General features: G+C 71.7%; 17 protein-coding genes. 11 read left to right on the top strand and 6 right to left on the bottom strand.

Annotation, left to right across the window (positions count from 1 at the left end):
- The first annotated feature begins 350 nt into the window (after positions 1-350).
- Positions 351-884 carry a hypothetical protein gene (locus tag C3488_RS15770; protein ID WP_103840054.1) on the top strand — a complete coding sequence of 178 codons (534 nt, stop codon included), beginning with the start codon at positions 351-353 and terminating at the stop codon, positions 882-884.
- Between the two features lie 48 nt (positions 885-932).
- Here the strand turns inward: C3488_RS15770 and C3488_RS15775 are convergent, their stop codons facing one another.
- The 4 genes from C3488_RS15775 to C3488_RS15785 all read right to left on the bottom strand — a co-directional run bounded on the left by C3488_RS15775 (position 933) and on the right by C3488_RS15785 (position 3,733).
- Positions 933-1,553 carry a nucleoside triphosphate pyrophosphatase gene (locus C3488_RS15775; protein ID WP_103840055.1) on the bottom strand — a complete coding sequence of 207 codons (621 nt, stop codon included), beginning with the start codon at positions 1,551-1,553 and terminating at the stop codon, positions 933-935.
- A gap of 22 nt (positions 1,554-1,575) precedes the next feature.
- Positions 1,576-1,704 carry a morphogenic membrane protein MmpB gene (mmpB, locus tag C3488_RS41580; protein ID WP_258053440.1) on the bottom strand — a complete coding sequence of 43 codons (129 nt, stop codon included), beginning with the start codon at positions 1,702-1,704 and terminating at the stop codon, positions 1,576-1,578.
- Between the two features lie 215 nt (positions 1,705-1,919).
- The gene (locus tag C3488_RS15780) at positions 1,920-2,126 is read right to left on the bottom strand and encodes an acyl-CoA carboxylase epsilon subunit (protein ID WP_103840056.1); all 207 of its coding nucleotides are present in this window, start codon (positions 2,124-2,126) and stop codon (positions 1,920-1,922) included.
- 23 nt (positions 2,127-2,149) lie between these two features.
- Positions 2,150-3,733 (bottom strand): acyl-CoA carboxylase subunit beta, encoded by a 1,584-nt coding sequence (locus C3488_RS15785; RefSeq protein ID WP_103840057.1) that lies wholly within the window; start codon positions 3,731-3,733, stop codon positions 2,150-2,152.
- Between the two features lie 159 nt (positions 3,734-3,892).
- On the opposite strand from C3488_RS15785, the gene C3488_RS15790 reads away from it, so the two are divergent.
- Positions 3,893-4,786 (top strand): biotin--[acetyl-CoA-carboxylase] ligase, encoded by an 894-nt coding sequence (locus tag C3488_RS15790; protein WP_103840058.1) that lies wholly within the window; start codon positions 3,893-3,895, stop codon positions 4,784-4,786.
- A 263-nt stretch (positions 4,787-5,049) separates the two neighbouring features.
- A complete protein-coding gene (locus C3488_RS15795; protein WP_103840059.1) occupies positions 5,050-6,189 on the top strand; it encodes an adenylate/guanylate cyclase domain-containing protein in 1,140 nt (379 codons plus the stop codon).
- Between the two features lie 30 nt (positions 6,190-6,219).
- Here the strand turns inward: C3488_RS15795 and C3488_RS15800 are convergent, their stop codons facing one another.
- A complete protein-coding gene (locus C3488_RS15800) occupies positions 6,220-6,807 on the bottom strand; it encodes a hypothetical protein (RefSeq protein WP_258053441.1) in 588 nt (195 codons plus the stop codon).
- A 229-nt stretch (positions 6,808-7,036) separates the two neighbouring features.
- On the opposite strand from C3488_RS15800, the gene C3488_RS15805 reads away from it, so the two are divergent.
- The 4 genes from C3488_RS15805 to C3488_RS15820 all read left to right on the top strand — a co-directional run bounded on the left by C3488_RS15805 (position 7,037) and on the right by C3488_RS15820 (position 11,335).
- Positions 7,037-7,843: an enoyl-CoA hydratase/isomerase family protein gene (locus tag C3488_RS15805; protein WP_103840060.1), complete on the top strand. Its 807-nt coding sequence runs from the start codon at positions 7,037-7,039 to the stop codon at positions 7,841-7,843.
- A gap of 221 nt (positions 7,844-8,064) precedes the next feature.
- Entirely contained in the window at positions 8,065-9,201 is a 1,137-nt protein-coding gene (locus C3488_RS15810) for a sensor domain-containing diguanylate cyclase (RefSeq protein ID WP_103840061.1), read from the top strand.
- A gap of 116 nt (positions 9,202-9,317) precedes the next feature.
- On the top strand, positions 9,318-10,856 hold the full coding sequence (hutH, locus tag C3488_RS15815) for a histidine ammonia-lyase (RefSeq protein WP_103840062.1): 1,539 nt from the start codon (positions 9,318-9,320) through the stop codon (positions 10,854-10,856).
- A gap of 164 nt (positions 10,857-11,020) precedes the next feature.
- Positions 11,021-11,335 carry a hypothetical protein gene (locus tag C3488_RS15820; protein ID WP_146067868.1) on the top strand — a complete coding sequence of 105 codons (315 nt, stop codon included), beginning with the start codon at positions 11,021-11,023 and terminating at the stop codon, positions 11,333-11,335.
- 83 nt (positions 11,336-11,418) lie between these two features.
- Here the strand turns inward: C3488_RS15820 and C3488_RS15825 are convergent, their stop codons facing one another.
- Positions 11,419-11,748, bottom strand: coding sequence for an LPXTG cell wall anchor domain-containing protein (locus C3488_RS15825; protein WP_181139036.1), 330 nt, complete (start codon positions 11,746-11,748; stop codon positions 11,419-11,421).
- Between the two features lie 110 nt (positions 11,749-11,858).
- Here C3488_RS15825 and C3488_RS15830 point away from each other — a divergent pair, with 110 nt between their 5' ends.
- The 4 genes from C3488_RS15830 (at position 11,859) to C3488_RS15845 (ending at position 16,049) form a co-directional block, all read left to right on the top strand.
- Positions 11,859-12,212: a hypothetical protein gene (locus tag C3488_RS15830; protein WP_103840065.1), complete on the top strand. Its 354-nt coding sequence runs from the start codon at positions 11,859-11,861 to the stop codon at positions 12,210-12,212.
- Between the two features lie 238 nt (positions 12,213-12,450).
- The gene (locus C3488_RS15835; protein ID WP_258053442.1) at positions 12,451-13,701 is read left to right on the top strand and encodes an Ig-like domain-containing protein; all 1,251 of its coding nucleotides are present in this window, start codon (positions 12,451-12,453) and stop codon (positions 13,699-13,701) included.
- Positions 13,702-13,861: 160 nt separating this feature from the next.
- Positions 13,862-15,325, top strand: coding sequence for an ABC transporter permease (locus C3488_RS15840; protein WP_103840066.1), 1,464 nt, complete (start codon positions 13,862-13,864; stop codon positions 15,323-15,325).
- Positions 15,326-15,365: 40 nt separating this feature from the next.
- The gene (locus tag C3488_RS15845) at positions 15,366-16,049 is read left to right on the top strand and encodes an ABC transporter ATP-binding protein (RefSeq protein WP_103840067.1); all 684 of its coding nucleotides are present in this window, start codon (positions 15,366-15,368) and stop codon (positions 16,047-16,049) included.
- Positions 16,050-16,257 lie beyond the last annotated feature (208 nt).

Below are 16,257 nucleotides of genomic sequence, written 5' to 3' on the forward strand. Positions count from 1 at the left end.
TTGGCTCCCTCTCCTTGAAACAAGCCGAGTTTAGGGACTGCCGACACGACGTTTCGACCCATCCCCAGTGGTGAGCTTGCCCACACGGAGCGTGAAACGAGGCTCACTCAACCTGCGAAGTCCCTTGTCGCACCGCCGCACATGGGAATCCACCGGAAAACCCTAGCCCTCCGACGTGGTCAAGGTCTCTATGAAGTAGTCCCGCCACCCGTCGTGTTTCTTTGTGGAGTCCCTACTAATGGCCCAACGAATCTTTGCTCCTGCCGGACCTCTTGTCCGAAGGTTTACCCGTTAGTAGCGTTCGCGATGCTGAAGGAAACCAGAGGGCACTCGAAGGTGGGTGGAGGCCGGTGGTCCGCAGACCGGTGGCATGGGTCGTGGCGATCGTCCTCTTCGTGGAGGCGTTCGGTGTCGCGCTGCTGAACTGGTTCCTCGGAGTGGTCGTCGACCGGCAGAACATGTCCATGGCCGGCGTCGATCCGCACGCCATGTCCGTGTCGTCGAAGGCGGCCGGTGTCGTCTTCGGGCTCTACTTCGCGGTGTGCGGGCTGGCCGCCCTGCTGGTCGCCGTGCGCGACCGCGCGCCGTCCGGCATCTGGCGCATCCTGCTGATCAGCGCCGCGGTGGTGCACGGCCTGCTCGGGGCGTTCGTGGTGGGCCTGGTCGGCTGGGGCGCGTTCGGGTTCATGATGGTGGTGCTCGGGCTGATCCTGCTCACCCTGATGACGTACGACCGCCCGGGCGGTGCGGCGGCCGGTGCGCCGCCCGCCGGCGACGACCCGGAGGACGGCGACAGGGCCGCGCGCCAGGCCCCGGAGCCCGCCGAGTCCCCGGAGCGGGCGGAACCCCTGGAGGGCGGCGGCCCCGCGCCCGTCACCCCCTGAACGTCGCCCGGGCCCCCGTCGACACGACAGAGCCCGGGCCCGCCCCGCTCACCGCTCCCGCGGTGCCCACAACTCCGTGATGCCCACGCCCAGTTCGGCCAGCAGCCGGCGGATCAGGGGCAGCGAGATGCCGATGACGTTGCCGTGGTCGCCGTCGATGCCGTCGATGAAGGGCGCCGAGCGGCCGTCGAGCGTGAACGCTCCGGCGACGTGGAGAGGCTCGCCGGAGGCCACGTAGGCGGCGATCTCCTCGTCCGTCGGCTCACCGAAGCGGACCACGGTGGACGCGGTGGCGGACGCGTACCGCCCGCTGACCGTGTCGTAGACGCAGTGGCCGGTCTGGAGCGTGCCCGCCCGGCCGCGCATCGACTTCCAGCGGGCCGTCGCCTCCTCGGCGTCCGAGGGTTTGCCGAGGGCTTCGCCGTCCAGGTCGAGCACGGAGTCGCAGCCGATCACCAGGGCGCCCTTGACCTCGGGCTTCGCCGCCACGACGGAGGCCTTGGCCTCGGCGAGCGCGAGCGCGAGCTCGGCGGGGGTCGGAGCGGTGACGGCGTCCTCGTCGACCCCGCTGACGATCACCTCGGGGTCGAGCCCGGCCTGTCGGAGCAGTCCGAGCCGGGCGGGGGACTGGGAGGCGAGAACGAGACGGCGGCGCGGCTGATCGGTCATGCGCTCAGCGTATAGGCGGCCCTCACCTGGTGCCGATGATGATCATCGCCAGCACCATGGCCAGCGCCATGAGGACCCCCAGCCGCCTCAACATCTCCTGCGTCTCGCGGAGTTCCTCGGGCGGCTCGTTCTCGGGGTCGGACCACAGCATGCCTTCCATCGTCCGGCGGCGGGCCGCGGCGGCGCCTGAGTACCCGTACTCAACTTCTGCGCCGCCGCCGGGCCGTCCACCCGACTGCCGACGGCACACGGCTTCGGCGGTCACCTGCACCGGACGGCGCGCGGTGCGCGGTGACGACCGAAGCCGTCGCGGACGTTGCCCGACGTCGTGCTCCCGCACCCCGGACGTGGCCGAGGCGCCGCGGGTCAGCCGGGCCAGTAGGTCCGGGCCCAGGCTGTAGGGCCCGGCTGGGGGACGCGGTGGGCGGCGACACGGGCCGGGTCGGCCCAGGAGTCCCGCTGCGCCGCGCCGGACGGCGTGGCCGCCGCCGCCGCGGCGCGGACGCGGACCACCGCCAGGGCGGCGGCCAGCTCCTCCGGGGTCGGGTTGCCCCGTATGACCTTGATGTTCATGACGGCTCCCAAAGGTCCCGGGGTTACAGGGGGATGTTGCCGTGCTTCTTCGGGGGAAGGGATTCCCGCTTCGTGCGCAGCTGACGCAGGCCGCGGACGATGTGGCGGCGGGTGTCCGACGGCATGACCACCGCGTCGATGTAACCGCGCTCGGCAGCGATGTACGGGTTGAGGAGCGCGTCCTCGTACTCCTGGATCAGCCGCGCCCGGGTCGCCTCCGGGTCGTCGGCCTCGCCGATCGTGCGGCGGTGCAGGATGTTGACCGCGCCCTGCGCGCCCATGACGGCGATCTGGGCGGTCGGCCAGGCGAGGTTGAGGTCGGCGCCCAGGTGCTTGGAGCCCATGACGTCGTAGGCCCCGCCGAACGCCTTCCGGGTGATCACCGTGATCAGCGGGACGGTGGCCTCGGCGTAGGCGAAGATCAGCTTGGCGCCGCGGCGGATGATGCCCTCGTGCTCCTGGCCGACGCCGGGCAGGAAGCCGGGCACGTCGACGAAGGTGATGACGGGGACGTTGAAGGCGTCGCACGTCCGCACGAAACGGGCGGCCTTCTCGCTGGCGTCGATGTCCAGGCAGCCGGCGAACTGCATCGGCTGGTTGGCGACGATGCCCACCGGGCGGCCCTCGACCCGGCCGAAGCCGGTGAGGATGTTCGGCGCGAACAGCGGCTGCGTCTCGAAGAACTCGCCGTCGTCCAGGACGTGCTCGACGACCGTGTGCATGTCGTACGGCTGGTTCGCGCTGTCCGGCACCAGCGCGTCCAGTTCGCGGTCCTCCTCCGTGACGGTGAGGTCCGCCTCCTCCGGGAAGGCCGGGGGCTCGCTGAGGTTGTTCGAGGGCAGGTACGACAGCAGCTGCTTGACGTACTCGATCGCGTCCTTCTCGTCCCCGGCCATGTGGTGGGCCACGCCGGAGGTGGAGTTGTGGGTGCGGGCGCCGCCCAGCTCCTCGAAGCCGACGTCCTCGCCGGTGACCGTCTTGATGACGTCCGGGCCGGTGATGAACATGTGCGAGGTCTGGTCGACCATGATCGTGAAGTCGGTGATCGCTGGCGAGTAGACGGCACCGCCCGCGCACGGACCCACGACGAGGGAGATCTGCGGGATGACACCGGAGGCGTGGGTGTTGCGCCGGAAGATCTCCCCGTAGGCGCCGAGCGAGGCGACGCCCTCCTGGATCCGGGCGCCACCGGAGTCGTTGATGCCGATGACCGGGCAGCCGGTCTTCAGGGCGAAGTCCATCACCTTGACGATCTTCTGCCCGTAGACCTCGCCCAGCGCCCCGCCGAAGACCGTGAAGTCCTGGGAGAAGACCGCGACCGGGCGGCCGTCCACGGTCCCGTACCCGGTGACGACACCGTCTCCGTACGGTCGGTTCTTCTCGAGTCCGAAGTTGGTGGAGCGGTGCCGGGCGAACTCGTCGAGCTCGACGAACGAGTCCTCATCGAGCAGCAGTTCGATGCGCTCACGGGCCGTCAGCTTGCCCTTCGCGTGCTGTTTCTCCACCGCGCGCTCCGAGCCGGCGTGCGTAGCCTCCTGCACGCGGCGCTGCAGGTCCGCGAGCTTTCCCGCGGTGGTGTGAATGTCGATCTCTTCCGGCTCGGACATCGGGATGCGGCTCCCTGCCTGCTCAAGTGGGGACGTGAGGGTGAGGTGCTACCTGTACGTGCTGTAAGTGCTCAGAAGAAGGAACGGTTACTCATCCGTAGCGTAGTGCTGTGCCTACCGATCGGCAGTGCGGCGTTTACCACACCTAGGGTGGCTTGCATGATGCCGCGAGATTCCTCCGACGCGAACGACAGGTCGAACGGTGCCGCAGGCGGTGGCAGCCGTTGGTCCGACCTCGACCGCCCGCCCCTGAACACCGCCGCGCTGCGCCGGGGGCTGGTGCGCGAGGGCGGGCTGTGGACCGGGGTCGACGTGGTGCAGCGCACCGGGTCCACCAACACCGACCTGGTCGCCCGCGCCACGGCCGGTCAGGCCGCCGAGGGCGCCGTCCTGGTCGCCGAGGAGCAGAACGCGGGGCGCGGGCGGCTGGACCGGGTCTGGACGGCTCCGCCCCGCTCCGGGCTGTTCTTCTCCGTCCTGCTCAACCCTGCTGAGGTGCCCGTGGCCAGGTGGGGCTGGCTGCCGCTGCTCGCCGGAGTCGCCGTCGCGACCGGTCTCGCGCAGGCGGCCGGCGTCGACACGGCACTCAAGTGGCCCAACGACGTGCTGGTCACCGTGGGCGGGGAGGAGCGCAAGACCGGCGGGATCCTCGCGGAGCGGGCCGGGAACGAGGGCGTCGTCATCGGCGTCGGTATCAACGTCACCCTGCGCCAGGACGAGCTGCCGGTGCCCACGGCGGGCTCCCTGGCCCTGGCGGGCGCCCGCACCACCGACCGCGACCCGCTGCTGCGTGCGGTGCTGCGCTCCCTTGAGGACTGGTACGGCCGCTGGCGCGCCGCGAACGGCGACCCGGCCGCGAGCGGTCTGCAGGAGACGTACGCGGCGGGGAGCGCGACCCTGGGCCGCCGGGTCCGCGCGGAACTCCCGGGCAACCGCTCGATCACGGGGGAGGCGGTGGCGATCGACGGTGACGGGCGGCTCGTACTGGCGACGGAGGAAGGGGTGCAGGAGCCGGTGGGCGCCGGGGATGTCGTGCACCTGCGGTCGGCCTGAAGGGACGGTGCTGCTCGGCGTGGGGCGGGCAGTCCCGCCCGTCTGGGGGTCCCCCTGCTCGAAGAGCTCGGGGTAGTGCGAGGACGAGGCCGTTCAGGCCGATCGGGGGCCTGGGGGCGGAGCCCCCGGAACGGTCACCCCGGTGCCGGGTGCACACCCGGCGCCGGGGACGTAACGGCCGCTGAGGAGTGAGCTACCGCACACCTGCCGTAGAGTTGACCGCGGTCGATACCTGACCGCGGCAGATCGGAAGGGCAGCACGCGTGACCGTCGACGACACGGGCTCGGGCACGGGCGTACACCCCGCCCCCGACGGTGAACCGGGGCGCGACGCACACGCCGAGTCCGAGGAGAACCCCCTCGCGCTCCGCCTCGAGCAGCTCATCCTGGGGGCCGAGCGCCGTTACACCCCCTTCCAGGCGGCCCGCAGCGCGGGCGTGTCGATGGAACTGGCGTCCCGCTTCTGGCGGGCCATGGGCTTCGCCGACATAGGCCAGGCCAGGGCCCTGACCGAGGCCGACGTCCTCGCCCTGCGGCGCCTGGCCGGTCTCGTCGAGGCCGGACTGCTCAGCGAGGCCATGGCCGTGCAGGTGGCCCGCTCCACCGGGCAGACGACCGCCCGCCTGGCCGAGTGGCAGATCGACTCCTTCCTGGAGGGCCTGACCGAGCCGCCCGAGCCCGGCATGACCCGCACCGAGGTGACGTACCCGCTGGTCGAGCTGCTCCTGCCGGAGCTGGAGGAGTTCCTCGTCTACGTCTGGCGGCGCCAGCTCGCCGCCGCCACCGGCCGGGTGGTGCAGGCCGCGGACGACGAGGAGATGGTCGACCGCCGCCTCGCCGTCGGCTTCGCGGACCTGGTCGGCTTCACCCGGCTGACGCGCCGCATGGAGGAGGAGGAGCTCGGCGAACTCGTTGAGGCGTTCGAGACCACCGCGGCCGACCTGGTCGCCGCGCACGGCGGCCGGCTCATCAAGACGCTCGGCGACGAGGTCCTGTACGCGGCGGACGACGCCGGCATCGCCGCGGAGATCGCCCTGCGCCTGATCGAGACCATGGCGAACGACGAGACCATGCCGGAGCTGCGGGTCGGCATCGCCTTCGGCACGGTCACCACCCGGATGGGCGATGTCTTCGGTACGACGGTGAACCTGGCGAGCCGGCTCACCTCGATAGCGCCCCGCGACGCCGTCCTGGTGGACCATGACTTCGCGGAGGAGCTGATCCGCACGGCAGAGGCCCCCGCCTCCGAGACGGAGGCCGCGGAGGCCGCGGCCGCCGCCGAGAAGGAGGGCAAGGAGCCGCCCACCTACCGCTTCGCGCTCCAGCCGATGTGGCAGCGGCCGGTGCGCGGCCTCGGCGTGATCGAGCCGTGGTTGCTGACCCGGCGGGACGGGTCGGCGTAGGCGCTCCTTCCGCCCTCGGGGCCGGTGCGCTCACAGGCCGTGGACGCACAGCCCCACGAGCGGTACGCACAGGCCCGGGGGGTCCGAGGCGGCCGGTGCCGACGGCGCAGGTGCCTGAGTGGTCGCGGTCGGGGACGGGGCGGACGGCGGCGCGGCAGTCGTCGTGACCGGGGGCCCGGGCGTTCGTGAACGTGAAGCCGTGGGCGTCGAGGGTGCCTCCGGGATGCCGGTCGCGGGGTCCGTGACCCGCGGCGGCGGCGTGGCCGTACGCCCGGACGGGCTCGCGCCGCCCGACACGGCCGGCAGCGCGTCGGCCCTTCCCTTGAAGGCGGTCGTCGAGGGCCCCGCGGTCCCCTTGGACGGTACGCCCCCGGCCGTCGGCGCGGTCCGGCCGGGGCCGATCCGGGGCTCGGCCTCCGCGGTGCCGCCCCCGCCCGTCACCGACTCGGGTGCCAGGCGTACGAGGCTCAGGGCCCCGGCGGCGAGCGCGAACCCCCCGACGGCGAGCGCCAGGCGCCGGCGGCGCGGCCTGCGGTGCCGGCCCACCGGGCGGAACCACACGGGGCCGGAGCCGTGGTGCACCGTCGTCGTGGTGTCGTCGGTGGCCGTGTCCGTCATTGCCCGTCCCTCCCCGGTCGCCCGCACTCCCCCAAGTGCCGTAGCGGTGCGCAGATTATGTGGGGATGGGGGGCGGGCGATGCGGAGATGACTCGAATTCACCCGAACGGGGACAGGGGCCGGTCAATGGCCCACACCCGCCGAAGGTGCGCGGCGGCTTTCGCGGGGCCGCCTCGGCTGCGATGATCGGGGCGTCGTGTAGTTAACCCGCGTTAACCGGGAGGGTGTCATGGCGGAGCAGGGGGACGAGCGGCGGTTCGGCGAGTACGTCGTCGTACGGCGGCACGGGTATGTCGCGGAGCTGGCACTGGACCGGCCCAAGGCGATGAACGCGGTGTCCACGGACATGGCCCGCTCGATCGCCGCCGCGTGCGCGCACCTGGCCGCCGACCGGGACGCCCGGGTGACGGTGGTGACGTCGACGCACGAGCGGGCGTTCTGCGTGGGCGCGGACCTGAAGGAGCGCAACTCCTTCACGGACGCCGACCTGATGCGCCAGCGCCCCCTCGCCCGCGCCGCCTACACCGGCGTCCTGGAGCTGCCGATGCCCACGATCGCCGCCGTACACGGCTTCGCGCTGGGCGGCGGCTTCGAGCTGGCCCTGTCCTGCGACCTGATCGTGGCGGACGTAACGGCGGTGGTGGGGCTGCCCGAGGTGTCCGTGGGGGTCATCCCCGGCGGCGGCGGTACGCAGCTGCTGCCCCGCCGGGTGGGCGCCGCGCGCGCCGCGGAGCTGATCTTCACGGCCCGGCGTCTGGAGGCGGCCGAGGCGCGGGAGCTGGGCCTGGTCGACGACCTGGTACCGGAGGGCCGGGACCGTGAGGAGGCGCTCGCCCTGGCCGCCCGTATCGCCGCGAACTCCCCGGTCGGCCTGCGCGCCGCGAAGCGCGCCCTACGGCTCGGCCACGGCCTGGACCTGCGCACCGGTCTGGAGGTCGAGGACGCGGCATGGCGCTCGGTGGCGTTCTCCGGCGACCGCGCGGAAGGCGTGGCCGCCTTCAACGAGAAGCGCACGCCGCAGTGGCCGGGGGAGTAGCGGACGGGTGCGGGCGCCGCGACGCGGCGAAGATCCGCGACACGACCCGGGGTGTGTCGCGAACGTCCCGTCGTTCGCCCGAAGGGCGGACATTACGGCGTCGGTGTGCTGTGGGGTGCTGTGGGGTGCTGTGGGGGCGTCCCCTGCTCGAAGAGCTCGGGTGAGGCTGCGCGGCCTCGCGAGGCAGGCGGGACCTTCGTGACACGCCCTAGCCTGTAGTCGTGGCTGAGGACAGTCGGCTGAGGGCCGTGGTGGCGCTGGCGCAGGGCATGGCGGCGGCGCACACTCCGCGCGAGGCCTGGCGGGCCGCCGCGCTGGGCGCGTGCCGGGCGCTCGCCGGGAACTTCGCCGCGCTGTCGGTGTGGGAGAGGGAGGCCGGACGGCTGCGGGTCCTCGTCAACGTGGGGGAGCGCGCGCCCGAGGAGGAGGAGTTCCCCGAGCACGAGGCCTACCCCGTGCACCAGTTCCCGGAGATCACCGAGTTCCTGCACGAGCGCTGGGCGGGCGGCGGCGACCCGAGCGCCTGGGTGGAGACCGCCGAGGGGCCGGCCGCGGGCCGCGCCGGATACTGCCACCAGCGGGTCGCGGCGCTGCGCCGGCGCGGCCGGGGCTGCTGTGTCGTCGCGCCCGTGGTGCTGCACGGCCGCGCCTGGGGCGAACTGTATGTGGCGCGTGCGGCCGGTGCGCCCGCCTTCGACGGCGAGGACGCCGACTTCGCCACCGTCCTCGCCTCCGTGGTGGCCGCCGGCATCGCGCAGACCGAGCGCCTGGAGGAGGCCCGAAGGCTCGCGTTCACCGACGCCCTCACCGGCCTCGCCAACCGCCGTGCCGTCGACGTGCGTCTGGAGGAGGCGATCGAACAGCACCGGGCCGACGGGGTCGTGGTCTCGCTCGTCGTCTGCGACGTCAACGGGCTCAAGCGGGTCAACGACACACAGGGGCACGCCGTGGGCGACCGGCTGCTGGAACGTTTCGGGTCGGTGCTGTCGCTGTGCGGCGCCATGCTGCCGGGTGCGCTGGTCGCCCGCCTCGGCGGTGACGAGTTCTGCCTGCTGGCGGTGGGCCCGTCGGCCGACGAGGTGGTGCGTGCCGCCGACGAGGTGTGTCGCCGGGCCGCCGAACTGGAGATCGGCGACGGTGTGGCCTGCGGGGTCGCCTCCACCCAGGACCCGATCGGCCCGGTCCGTTCGGCCCGCCGGCTGTTCCGGCTCGCCGACGCGGCCCAGTACCGGGCGAAGGCGCTGCACGCCGCGAAGCCCGTGGTCGCGGGCCGCGAAGGGCCGGAGGACCCGGTCGTGCGCCTGGCCGACGAGCCGCCGCCCTCCGGGGAGCGCCGCAGGTTCCGTGGCCGGCACTGAGCGGGCACGGGTCGGGACGGGCTCGGCACGGGCTCGGCGCGGGGTCGGGTAAGGGGTGAACCGCCACCCCACTGGTGACATCTTCGAATTCACTGCGTACGCTCCTGAATATGGATATGCACACTGTGGTGGTGGGGACGTCCGGGGTGACCGCGTCCGACGTTCTCGCCGTGGCGCGCGCGGACGCCCGGATCGAGCTCTCCGAGGAAGCCCTGACGGCCCTGGCGGCGGCCCGCGGGATCGTGGACGCGCTGGCCGCGAAGCCGGACCCCGTCTACGGGGTCAGCACCGGCTTCGGCGCGCTGGCGACCCGGCACATCAGCCAGGAGCTGCGCACCCAGCTGCAGCGCAACATCGTCCGCTCCCACGCGGCGGGCATGGGTCCCCGGGTGGAGCGGGAGGTCGTGCGCGCGCTGATGTTCCTGCGGCTGAAGACGGTCTGCTCGGGACACACCGGCGTGCGCCCCGAGGTCGCGCAGACCATGGCCGACCTCCTCAACGCCGGGATCACCCCGGTCGTGCACGAGTACGGCTCCCTCGGCTGCTCCGGCGACCTCGCCCCGCTGTCCCACTGTGCGCTGACCCTCATGGGCGAGGGCGAGGCAGAGGGCCCCGACGGTGTCGTACGCCCCGCCGGCGAACTCCTCGCCGGGCACGGCATCGCCCCGGTCGAGCTGCGCGAGAAGGAGGGCCTCGCGCTCCTCAACGGCACCGACGGCATGCTCGGCATGCTGCTCATGGCCCTCGCCGACCTGGACACCCTCTACAAGTCGGCCGACATCACGGCCGCGCTCTCCCTGGAGGCGCTGCTCGGCACGGACAAGGTGCTCGCACCGGAGCTGCACGCCATCCGCCCGCACCCCGGGCAGGGCGCGTCGGCCGCCAACATGCTGGCCGTGCTGAAGGACTCGGGTCTCACGGGCCACCACCAGGACGACGCCCCGCGCGTCCAGGACGCCTACTCGGTGCGGTGCGCTCCCCAGGTCGCGGGCGCCGGACGGGACACGCTGGCGCACGCCCGGCTGGTCGCCGAGCGCGAGCTGGCCTCGGCCGTCGACAACCCGGTGGTCCTGCCCGACGGGCGCGTCGAGTCCAACGGCAACTTCCACGGGGCGCCGGTGGCGTACGTGCTGGACTTCCTCGCCATCGCGGCGGCGGACCTCGCGTCCATCGCCGAGCGCCGCACGGACCGGCTGCTCGACAAGAACCGCTCGCACGGCCTGCCGCCGTTCCTCGCGGACGACGCGGGCGTCGACTCGGGCCTGATGATCGCCCAGTACACGCAGGCGGCCCTGGTCAGCGAGATGAAGCGGCTCGCCGTACCGGCCTCCGCGGACTCGATCCCGTCCTCCGCGATGCAGGAGGACCACGTCTCCATGGGCTGGTCGGCCGCCCGCAAGCTGCGCACGGCGGTGGACAACCTGACCCGTGTCCTCGCGATCGAACTGTACGCGGCGACCCGCGCCATCGAACTGCGTGAGGGCCTGACCCCGGCCCCCGCCAGCCAGGCGGCGATCACCGCTCTGCGCAAGGCGGGCGCCGAGGGGCCAGGCCCGGACCGGTTCCTGGCCCCGGACCTGGCGGCGGCGGACGCGTTCCTGCGCGACGGCCGCCTGCTCGCGGCGGTCGAGTCGGTCACAGGGCCGCTGGCCTGAGCACCCGGCGCGGGGCCGCCCCAGGAGGTGGCCCCGCGTGAGGAACACGCCGGAGACCTGAGCGGGCTCGACGCCGACCGCGTCGACGCCCTCGTCCGACGCGCCGTCACTCGGTGCGCAGGACGCGGGCGATGGCCTGCCGGGCCGTCGCACGCGCAGGTGTCATGCCGCTCCTCGACGCCGTCGCCACCCATGTGCCCGAGGCAGAGGGTGCCGGCGAACTCACGGTCCTCGCGGTCAACCGGCACCAGACCGAGGACAATGGAACTCGCCCTGGACCTCAGGGCCTTCTCGGCCACGCACCGGTGGAGCACTCCGTCCTCGCCGGCCCGGACCTGCGCGCCACCAACACCCCTTGCGACCCCGAGAGGGTCCGGCCGCGCGGCGTGGACACCGGCGCGGTCGCCGACGGCCGTCTCACCGTGATCCTGCCGCCCCTCTGCTGGAACGCCGTCCGACTGCGCCCCACCGTCTGCTGACGCCCCACCGGCCCCCCGCCGTCACCGCCCGGTCCTCGGTGGCGGTGGGCCTCAGGGCGCTTGCTCCAGCCGGCCGCGGGCTGTCAGTACGCCTCGGTGCGCTCCCGTCGTACCGAATACGCGACGAACCCGGCTCCCAGGCCCAGGAACAGCGTCCCCCCGATGACGTACGGCGTCGTGTCCACGCTGCCGGTGTCGGCCAGTTGTGTGTGGGCCGTCGCGCCGTTCGTGTCCGTGGCGGCCGCGGCCGTCCGGTCGGCGGTCGTCGAGGTCGCGATCCGCGGACTCTCCGGTGTGTTCTGGGTCGCGTTCGCGGACGGCACGAACCACAGGGCACCCAGCAGGGTCCCCGCGGCGGTGGCGGTCAGCAACGTCCGGCGGGCGGTGGACGACGATCGACGTGCGGCGGACACGAAATTCCGATCCCCCTGGGGCGCTTACGAATTGGCCGTGTGGAGCGATGCTAGTGAAAGGCGCGGGTCGTGGGAAAGTCGCGAGCTCTCCGGGCCGTACGCTGCGCGCCATGAGCACTTCTGAGACATCACGGTATGTCCGCCTTCGCGTGGAACTGGTCGTCGAGATCGACGATGTCGACGCCGTCGCCAAGGCCGCCCTGCGCCGGATCGCGGAGGACCCGGACATGCCCGAGAGCGAGCGCGCCTACACGGAGAGCGCGGTGACGGAGGACACGGCCGAGGCCGTCGCGTATCTCGTCGAGCCTTCCGTCCTGTTGGGCGAGGTGCCCGGCGTCGAACTCGCCCAGGCCTCCTGGAGCAGCGAGATCGTCGACTACGACCCCGATTCGCCGGACTGGGCGCTCGGCGAGGATGATGAGCCGGGGGGCGACGAGGACGACGAGGGGGTTCGGCTCGGCTGACATGTCTTGGGAAAATGGTGACCCCGGGTGGCAACCGGCGCCCGGGGCACCGTCGTCTCAAAGGGCGTTCCCTGGTGTCCCGCATGGCACCGGGACTCCTCGGGCACCCGTCGGGCCGGCGTGGTGTGTCCCACACCGGCCACCGATGTGGAACCGGACGAACCGGTCGTAGCGTTGAGGGTTCTTACGGGGAACTCAACGGGGTTTTGGGGAATCGGCAACCATGGAGAAGCGTGTGATGACGGACAGTAAGCGGCGCAAGGGCCTGATGGCCGCGTCCGCACTGCTCGGCGGGGTGCTGGTGCTCTCCGCGTGTAGCGGAGGCAGCTCGGCGGCGAGTGGCGGCGGGGACAACAAGGACTCGCAGGCCTCGGTCGACGAGGCGGCCGCCAAGAAGACCTCCGAGGCACAGATCAAGATCACGCCGGCGGACGGTTCCGACAACGCCTCCATCAACAACGCCGCCAAGGTCACGGTCGCCAAGGGCACGCTCACCGACGTCAGCATGACCACCGCGTCCGGCACCCCGGTCGCCGGGCAGATGTCCGCCGACAAGACCAGCTGGGCGCCCACCACCCAGCTCGAGCGGGCCACGACGTACAAGATCGCCGTGACGGCCAAGGACTCCGCGGGCCGCGACGCCCACGAGAACGCGTCCTTCACGACCGTCGCCCCGGCGCACTCCTTCATAGGCAACTTCACGCCGGACAACGGCACGACCGTCGGCGTGGGCATGCCCGTGTCGATCAACTTCGACAAGGCGATCACCAACAAGGCCGCCGTGCAGAAGGGGATCAGCGTCACCTCCAGCAGTGGGCAGGAGGTCGTCGGCCACTGGTTCGGCGCCAACCGGCTCGACTTCCGTCCCGAGCAGTACTGGAAGGAGGGCTCCACCGTCACGATGAAGCTGAACCTCGACGGCGTCGAGGGCGCGAGCGGCATATACGGCGTGCAGCAGAAGACGGTCACCTTCAAGATCGGTCGCAACCAGGTCTCGTACGTCGACGCGAAGACCAAGCAGATGAAGGTGACGCAGGACGGCAGGGTCGTCAAGACCATACCGATCTCCGCGGGCGCCCCCGACCACACCACGTACGAGGGTCAGATGGTGATCTCCGAGAAGTTCACCCAGACCCGGATGAACGGCGCGACGGTCGGCTTCACCGACTCGGACGGCAAGGGCGAGTACGACATCAAGGACGTGCCGCACGCCATGCGCCTGACCACGTCGGGCACCTTCATCCACGGCAACTACTGGGGTGCCCCGTCCGTCTTCGGCAACGTCAACACCAGCCACGGCTGTGTCGGCCTGCAGGACAAGAAGGGCGCGAACGACCCGAGCACGCCGGCCGCCTGGTTCTACAACCACTCCCTGATCGGTGACGTGGTGGTCGTCGAGAACACCGGCGACAAGACGGTCGCCCCGGACAACGGCCTCAACGGCTGGAACATGAGCTGGGCCCAGTGGAAGGCGGGTTCGGCCGTCTGACGCCCGAGCCGACGCCTCCCCGCTCGATGCCGCCGGCCGCCCTCACGGGCAGCCGGCGGCATCGTCGTGTTCACGGGATGCCGGGCGGGCGGGCGCGCTTCTCATCGTGCTCTTATGTCCGGTTTATGGGTTCATCAGGGTGCCTCCCTAGCTTGCGGCCATGTTCTTCACCTATCTGAGGCGCGAACTGCGCCGCCGGAGAAAGGCGGCCCTCGTCGTCGCCTCCGGGCTCGCGTTGGGCATCGCACTTGTGATCGTGGTCAACTCCGTGTCCTCGGGGATGGGGAAGGCACAGGACAAGGTGCTGCAGTCGCTGTACGGACTCGGCACCGACATGACCGTCACCAAGGCGGCCGACCCCACCTCCGGCAGCTCGCAGCGGCCGCGTTTCAACTTCGACGCGCGCGGCAGCGACTCCAAGGAGACCCAGAGCAGCGACCGCGTCATGGTGCAGGGCTTCCAGACGCTGGCGAGCAGCACGGTCACCAAGGTGGGGACGCAGAAGGGCGTTTCGGAGGCCGTCGGCGGGCTGAGCCTTCGGGTCATCAAGATCAGCGGACAGTTCACGCGGGGTCAGTTCCGGCAGAACCAGAACAGCGGAGAGCAGGGCGGACGCGGCGGCTTCGGCGGCGGGCAGCCGCAGGGCCAGGTGGAGGGCGGGGGCGCCGACTTCGACGTCGACAACTACTCCGTCTACGGCACCGACGTCACCAAGCCCGCCCTGGGACCCTTGACCTCCTCCAAGATCACCAGCGGCCGTACCTTCAAGACGTCGGAGACGAACGCGAAGGTCGCCGTCGTCGACTCGGCCTACGCCAGGGAGAACAAGCTCGCGGTCGGCGGCACGGTCACCATCAAGAGCCTCAAGTTCCAGATCATCGGCATCGCCACGGCCGACAGCGGCGACTCGGCGGCCAACCTGTACATCCCGCTTCAGCAGGCCCAGACGCTCGCCGACGCGAAGAACAAGGTCACCACGATCTACGTCAAGGCGACCGACTCGCAGCAGATCGCCGGTGTGAAGAAGGCCATCCAGACGAACGTCTCGGGAACCACGGTCACCACCTCCGCCGACCTGGCGAGCACCGTCTCCGGTTCGCTGTCCACCGCCTCCAGCCTCGCCGACAACGTCGGCAAGTGGCTGTCCGTCGTGGTGCTGGTGGCCGCGTTCCTGGTCGCCGGCCTGCTCACCTCCTCCGCCGTCTCCCGCCGGGTGCGTGAGTTCGGCACGCTCAAGGCGCTCGGCTGGAAGTCGGGCCGGGTGACCCGGCAGGTGGTCGGCGAGGCCGTGGTCAACGGCCTGGTCGGCGGCGCTCTCGGTATCGCGCTCGGCCTGGCGGGCGCGTACGCCGTCACCGCGATCAGCCCCACGCTTCAGGCCCAGCTCGGCGGTGGTGGCGGTGGTGGCGGAGGCTTCGGCGGCGGCCCCGGTGGCGGTGGCTTCGGCGGTCCCGGACGGCAGGCCGCGCGGACCCTGCAGGTCGCGCTCACCGCGCCGGTCAGCCTCACCACCATCGCCCTCGCGGTCGCCCTCGCCGTGGCCGGCGGTCTGATCGCCGGCGCCTTCGGCGGCTGGCGCGCCTCCCGCCTGCGTCCGGCGGACGCCCTGCGCCGCGTCGAGTAGCACCCGCCCCGCACCCCTTCCGCATCCCAGGAGTTGACCCATGTACGAACTCAGAGGCGTGACCAAGCGCTACACGCGGGGCAAGGAGACGATCGACGCCCTGGACGGCGTCGACCTCACCATCGGCGACGGCGACCGGCTCGTCATCCAGGGCCCCACCGGCGGCGGCAAGTCCACGCTGCTTCAGATGCTCGGCGGACTCGACAAGCCGACCTCCGGCCAGGTCGAACTGGACGGCGTCGACCTGGCCGGGCTCTCCGAGGCCCGGCTCACCAAGGTGCGCAGCGAGAACATCGGCTTCGTCTTCCAGTCCTTCAACCTCATCCCGACCCTGACCGCGCAGGAGAACGTCGAGACCGCCCTGGTCCCGCTCGGGGTGAAGGCCGGGCAGCGGCGCGAACGGGCCGCCGAGGCACTGAAGTCCGTGGGGCTGGGGGAGCGGCTCGGGCATCTGCCGGGCGAGATGTCGGGCGGTCAGCAGCAGCGCGTGGCGATCGCCCGCGCGCTGGTGAAGCAGCCGAAGGTGCTGCTCGCCGACGAACCCACCGGGAACCTCGACGAGTCGATGCGCGACGAGATCATGGACGTGCTCGAACGCATGTGGAAGGAGCACGGCCTGACGTTCATCATGGTCACCCACGACTCGTCGATCGCGAAGAAGGCCCCGCGGCTCGCGACCATCCGCAAGGGCAGGATCACCGTCACGGAGAACGCCGCCACTTAGACCGTTCGGCAGACCGCTCGGCAGGCCGCTCGGCAGACCGTTCCGCAGACCGCTCGGCAGGCCGTTCGGGGGCCGTCTCGTGGACGCCTGGTCGTTGCAAGTCATTACGGCCCCCGTATTGAGGCGTTGATCACCCCCCGGCATACTGCGTGATCCGGGGGGATGACGTGCACATGTACGAGACCGCCCCCGGGCCGGGTGAATGGGG

This window comes from Streptomyces sp. Ru72 (genome assembly GCF_002920635.1).
Taxonomy (GTDB): Bacteria; Actinomycetota; Actinomycetes; order Streptomycetales; family Streptomycetaceae; genus Streptomyces.

What these genes read in the sequence shown, in the direction of transcription:
- C3488_RS15830 (WP_103840065.1), top strand. Translation starts at nt 11,859, where the DNA reads ATGAGCACTTCTGAGACATCACGGTATGTCCGCCTTCGCGTGGAACTG.
- C3488_RS15805 (WP_103840060.1), top strand. Translation starts at nt 7,037, where the DNA reads ATGGCGGAGCAGGGGGACGAGCGGCGGTTCGGCGAGTACGTCGTCGTA.
- C3488_RS15820 (WP_146067868.1), top strand. Translation starts at nt 11,021, where the DNA reads ATGCCGCTCCTCGACGCCGTCGCCACCCATGTGCCCGAGGCAGAGGGT.
- C3488_RS15845 (WP_103840067.1), top strand. Translation starts at nt 15,366, where the DNA reads ATGTACGAACTCAGAGGCGTGACCAAGCGCTACACGCGGGGCAAGGAG.
- C3488_RS15840 (WP_103840066.1), top strand. Translation starts at nt 13,862, where the DNA reads ATGTTCTTCACCTATCTGAGGCGCGAACTGCGCCGCCGGAGAAAGGCG.
- C3488_RS15790 (WP_103840058.1), top strand. Translation starts at nt 3,893, where the DNA reads ATGATGCCGCGAGATTCCTCCGACGCGAACGACAGGTCGAACGGTGCC.
- C3488_RS15800 (WP_258053441.1), bottom strand. Translation starts at nt 6,807, where the DNA reads ATGACGGACACGGCCACCGACGACACCACGACGACGGTGCACCACGGC.
- C3488_RS15775 (WP_103840055.1), bottom strand. Translation starts at nt 1,553, where the DNA reads ATGACCGATCAGCCGCGCCGCCGTCTCGTTCTCGCCTCCCAGTCCCCC.
- C3488_RS15835 (WP_258053442.1), top strand. Translation starts at nt 12,451, where the DNA reads ATGACGGACAGTAAGCGGCGCAAGGGCCTGATGGCCGCGTCCGCACTG.
- hutH (WP_103840062.1), top strand. Translation starts at nt 9,318, where the DNA reads ATGCACACTGTGGTGGTGGGGACGTCCGGGGTGACCGCGTCCGACGTT.
- C3488_RS15785 (WP_103840057.1), bottom strand. Translation starts at nt 3,733, where the DNA reads ATGTCCGAGCCGGAAGAGATCGACATTCACACCACCGCGGGAAAGCTC.
- C3488_RS15780 (WP_103840056.1), bottom strand. Translation starts at nt 2,126, where the DNA reads ATGAACATCAAGGTCATACGGGGCAACCCGACCCCGGAGGAGCTGGCC.
- mmpB (WP_258053440.1), bottom strand. Translation starts at nt 1,704, where the DNA reads ATGCTGTGGTCCGACCCCGAGAACGAGCCGCCCGAGGAACTCCGCGAG.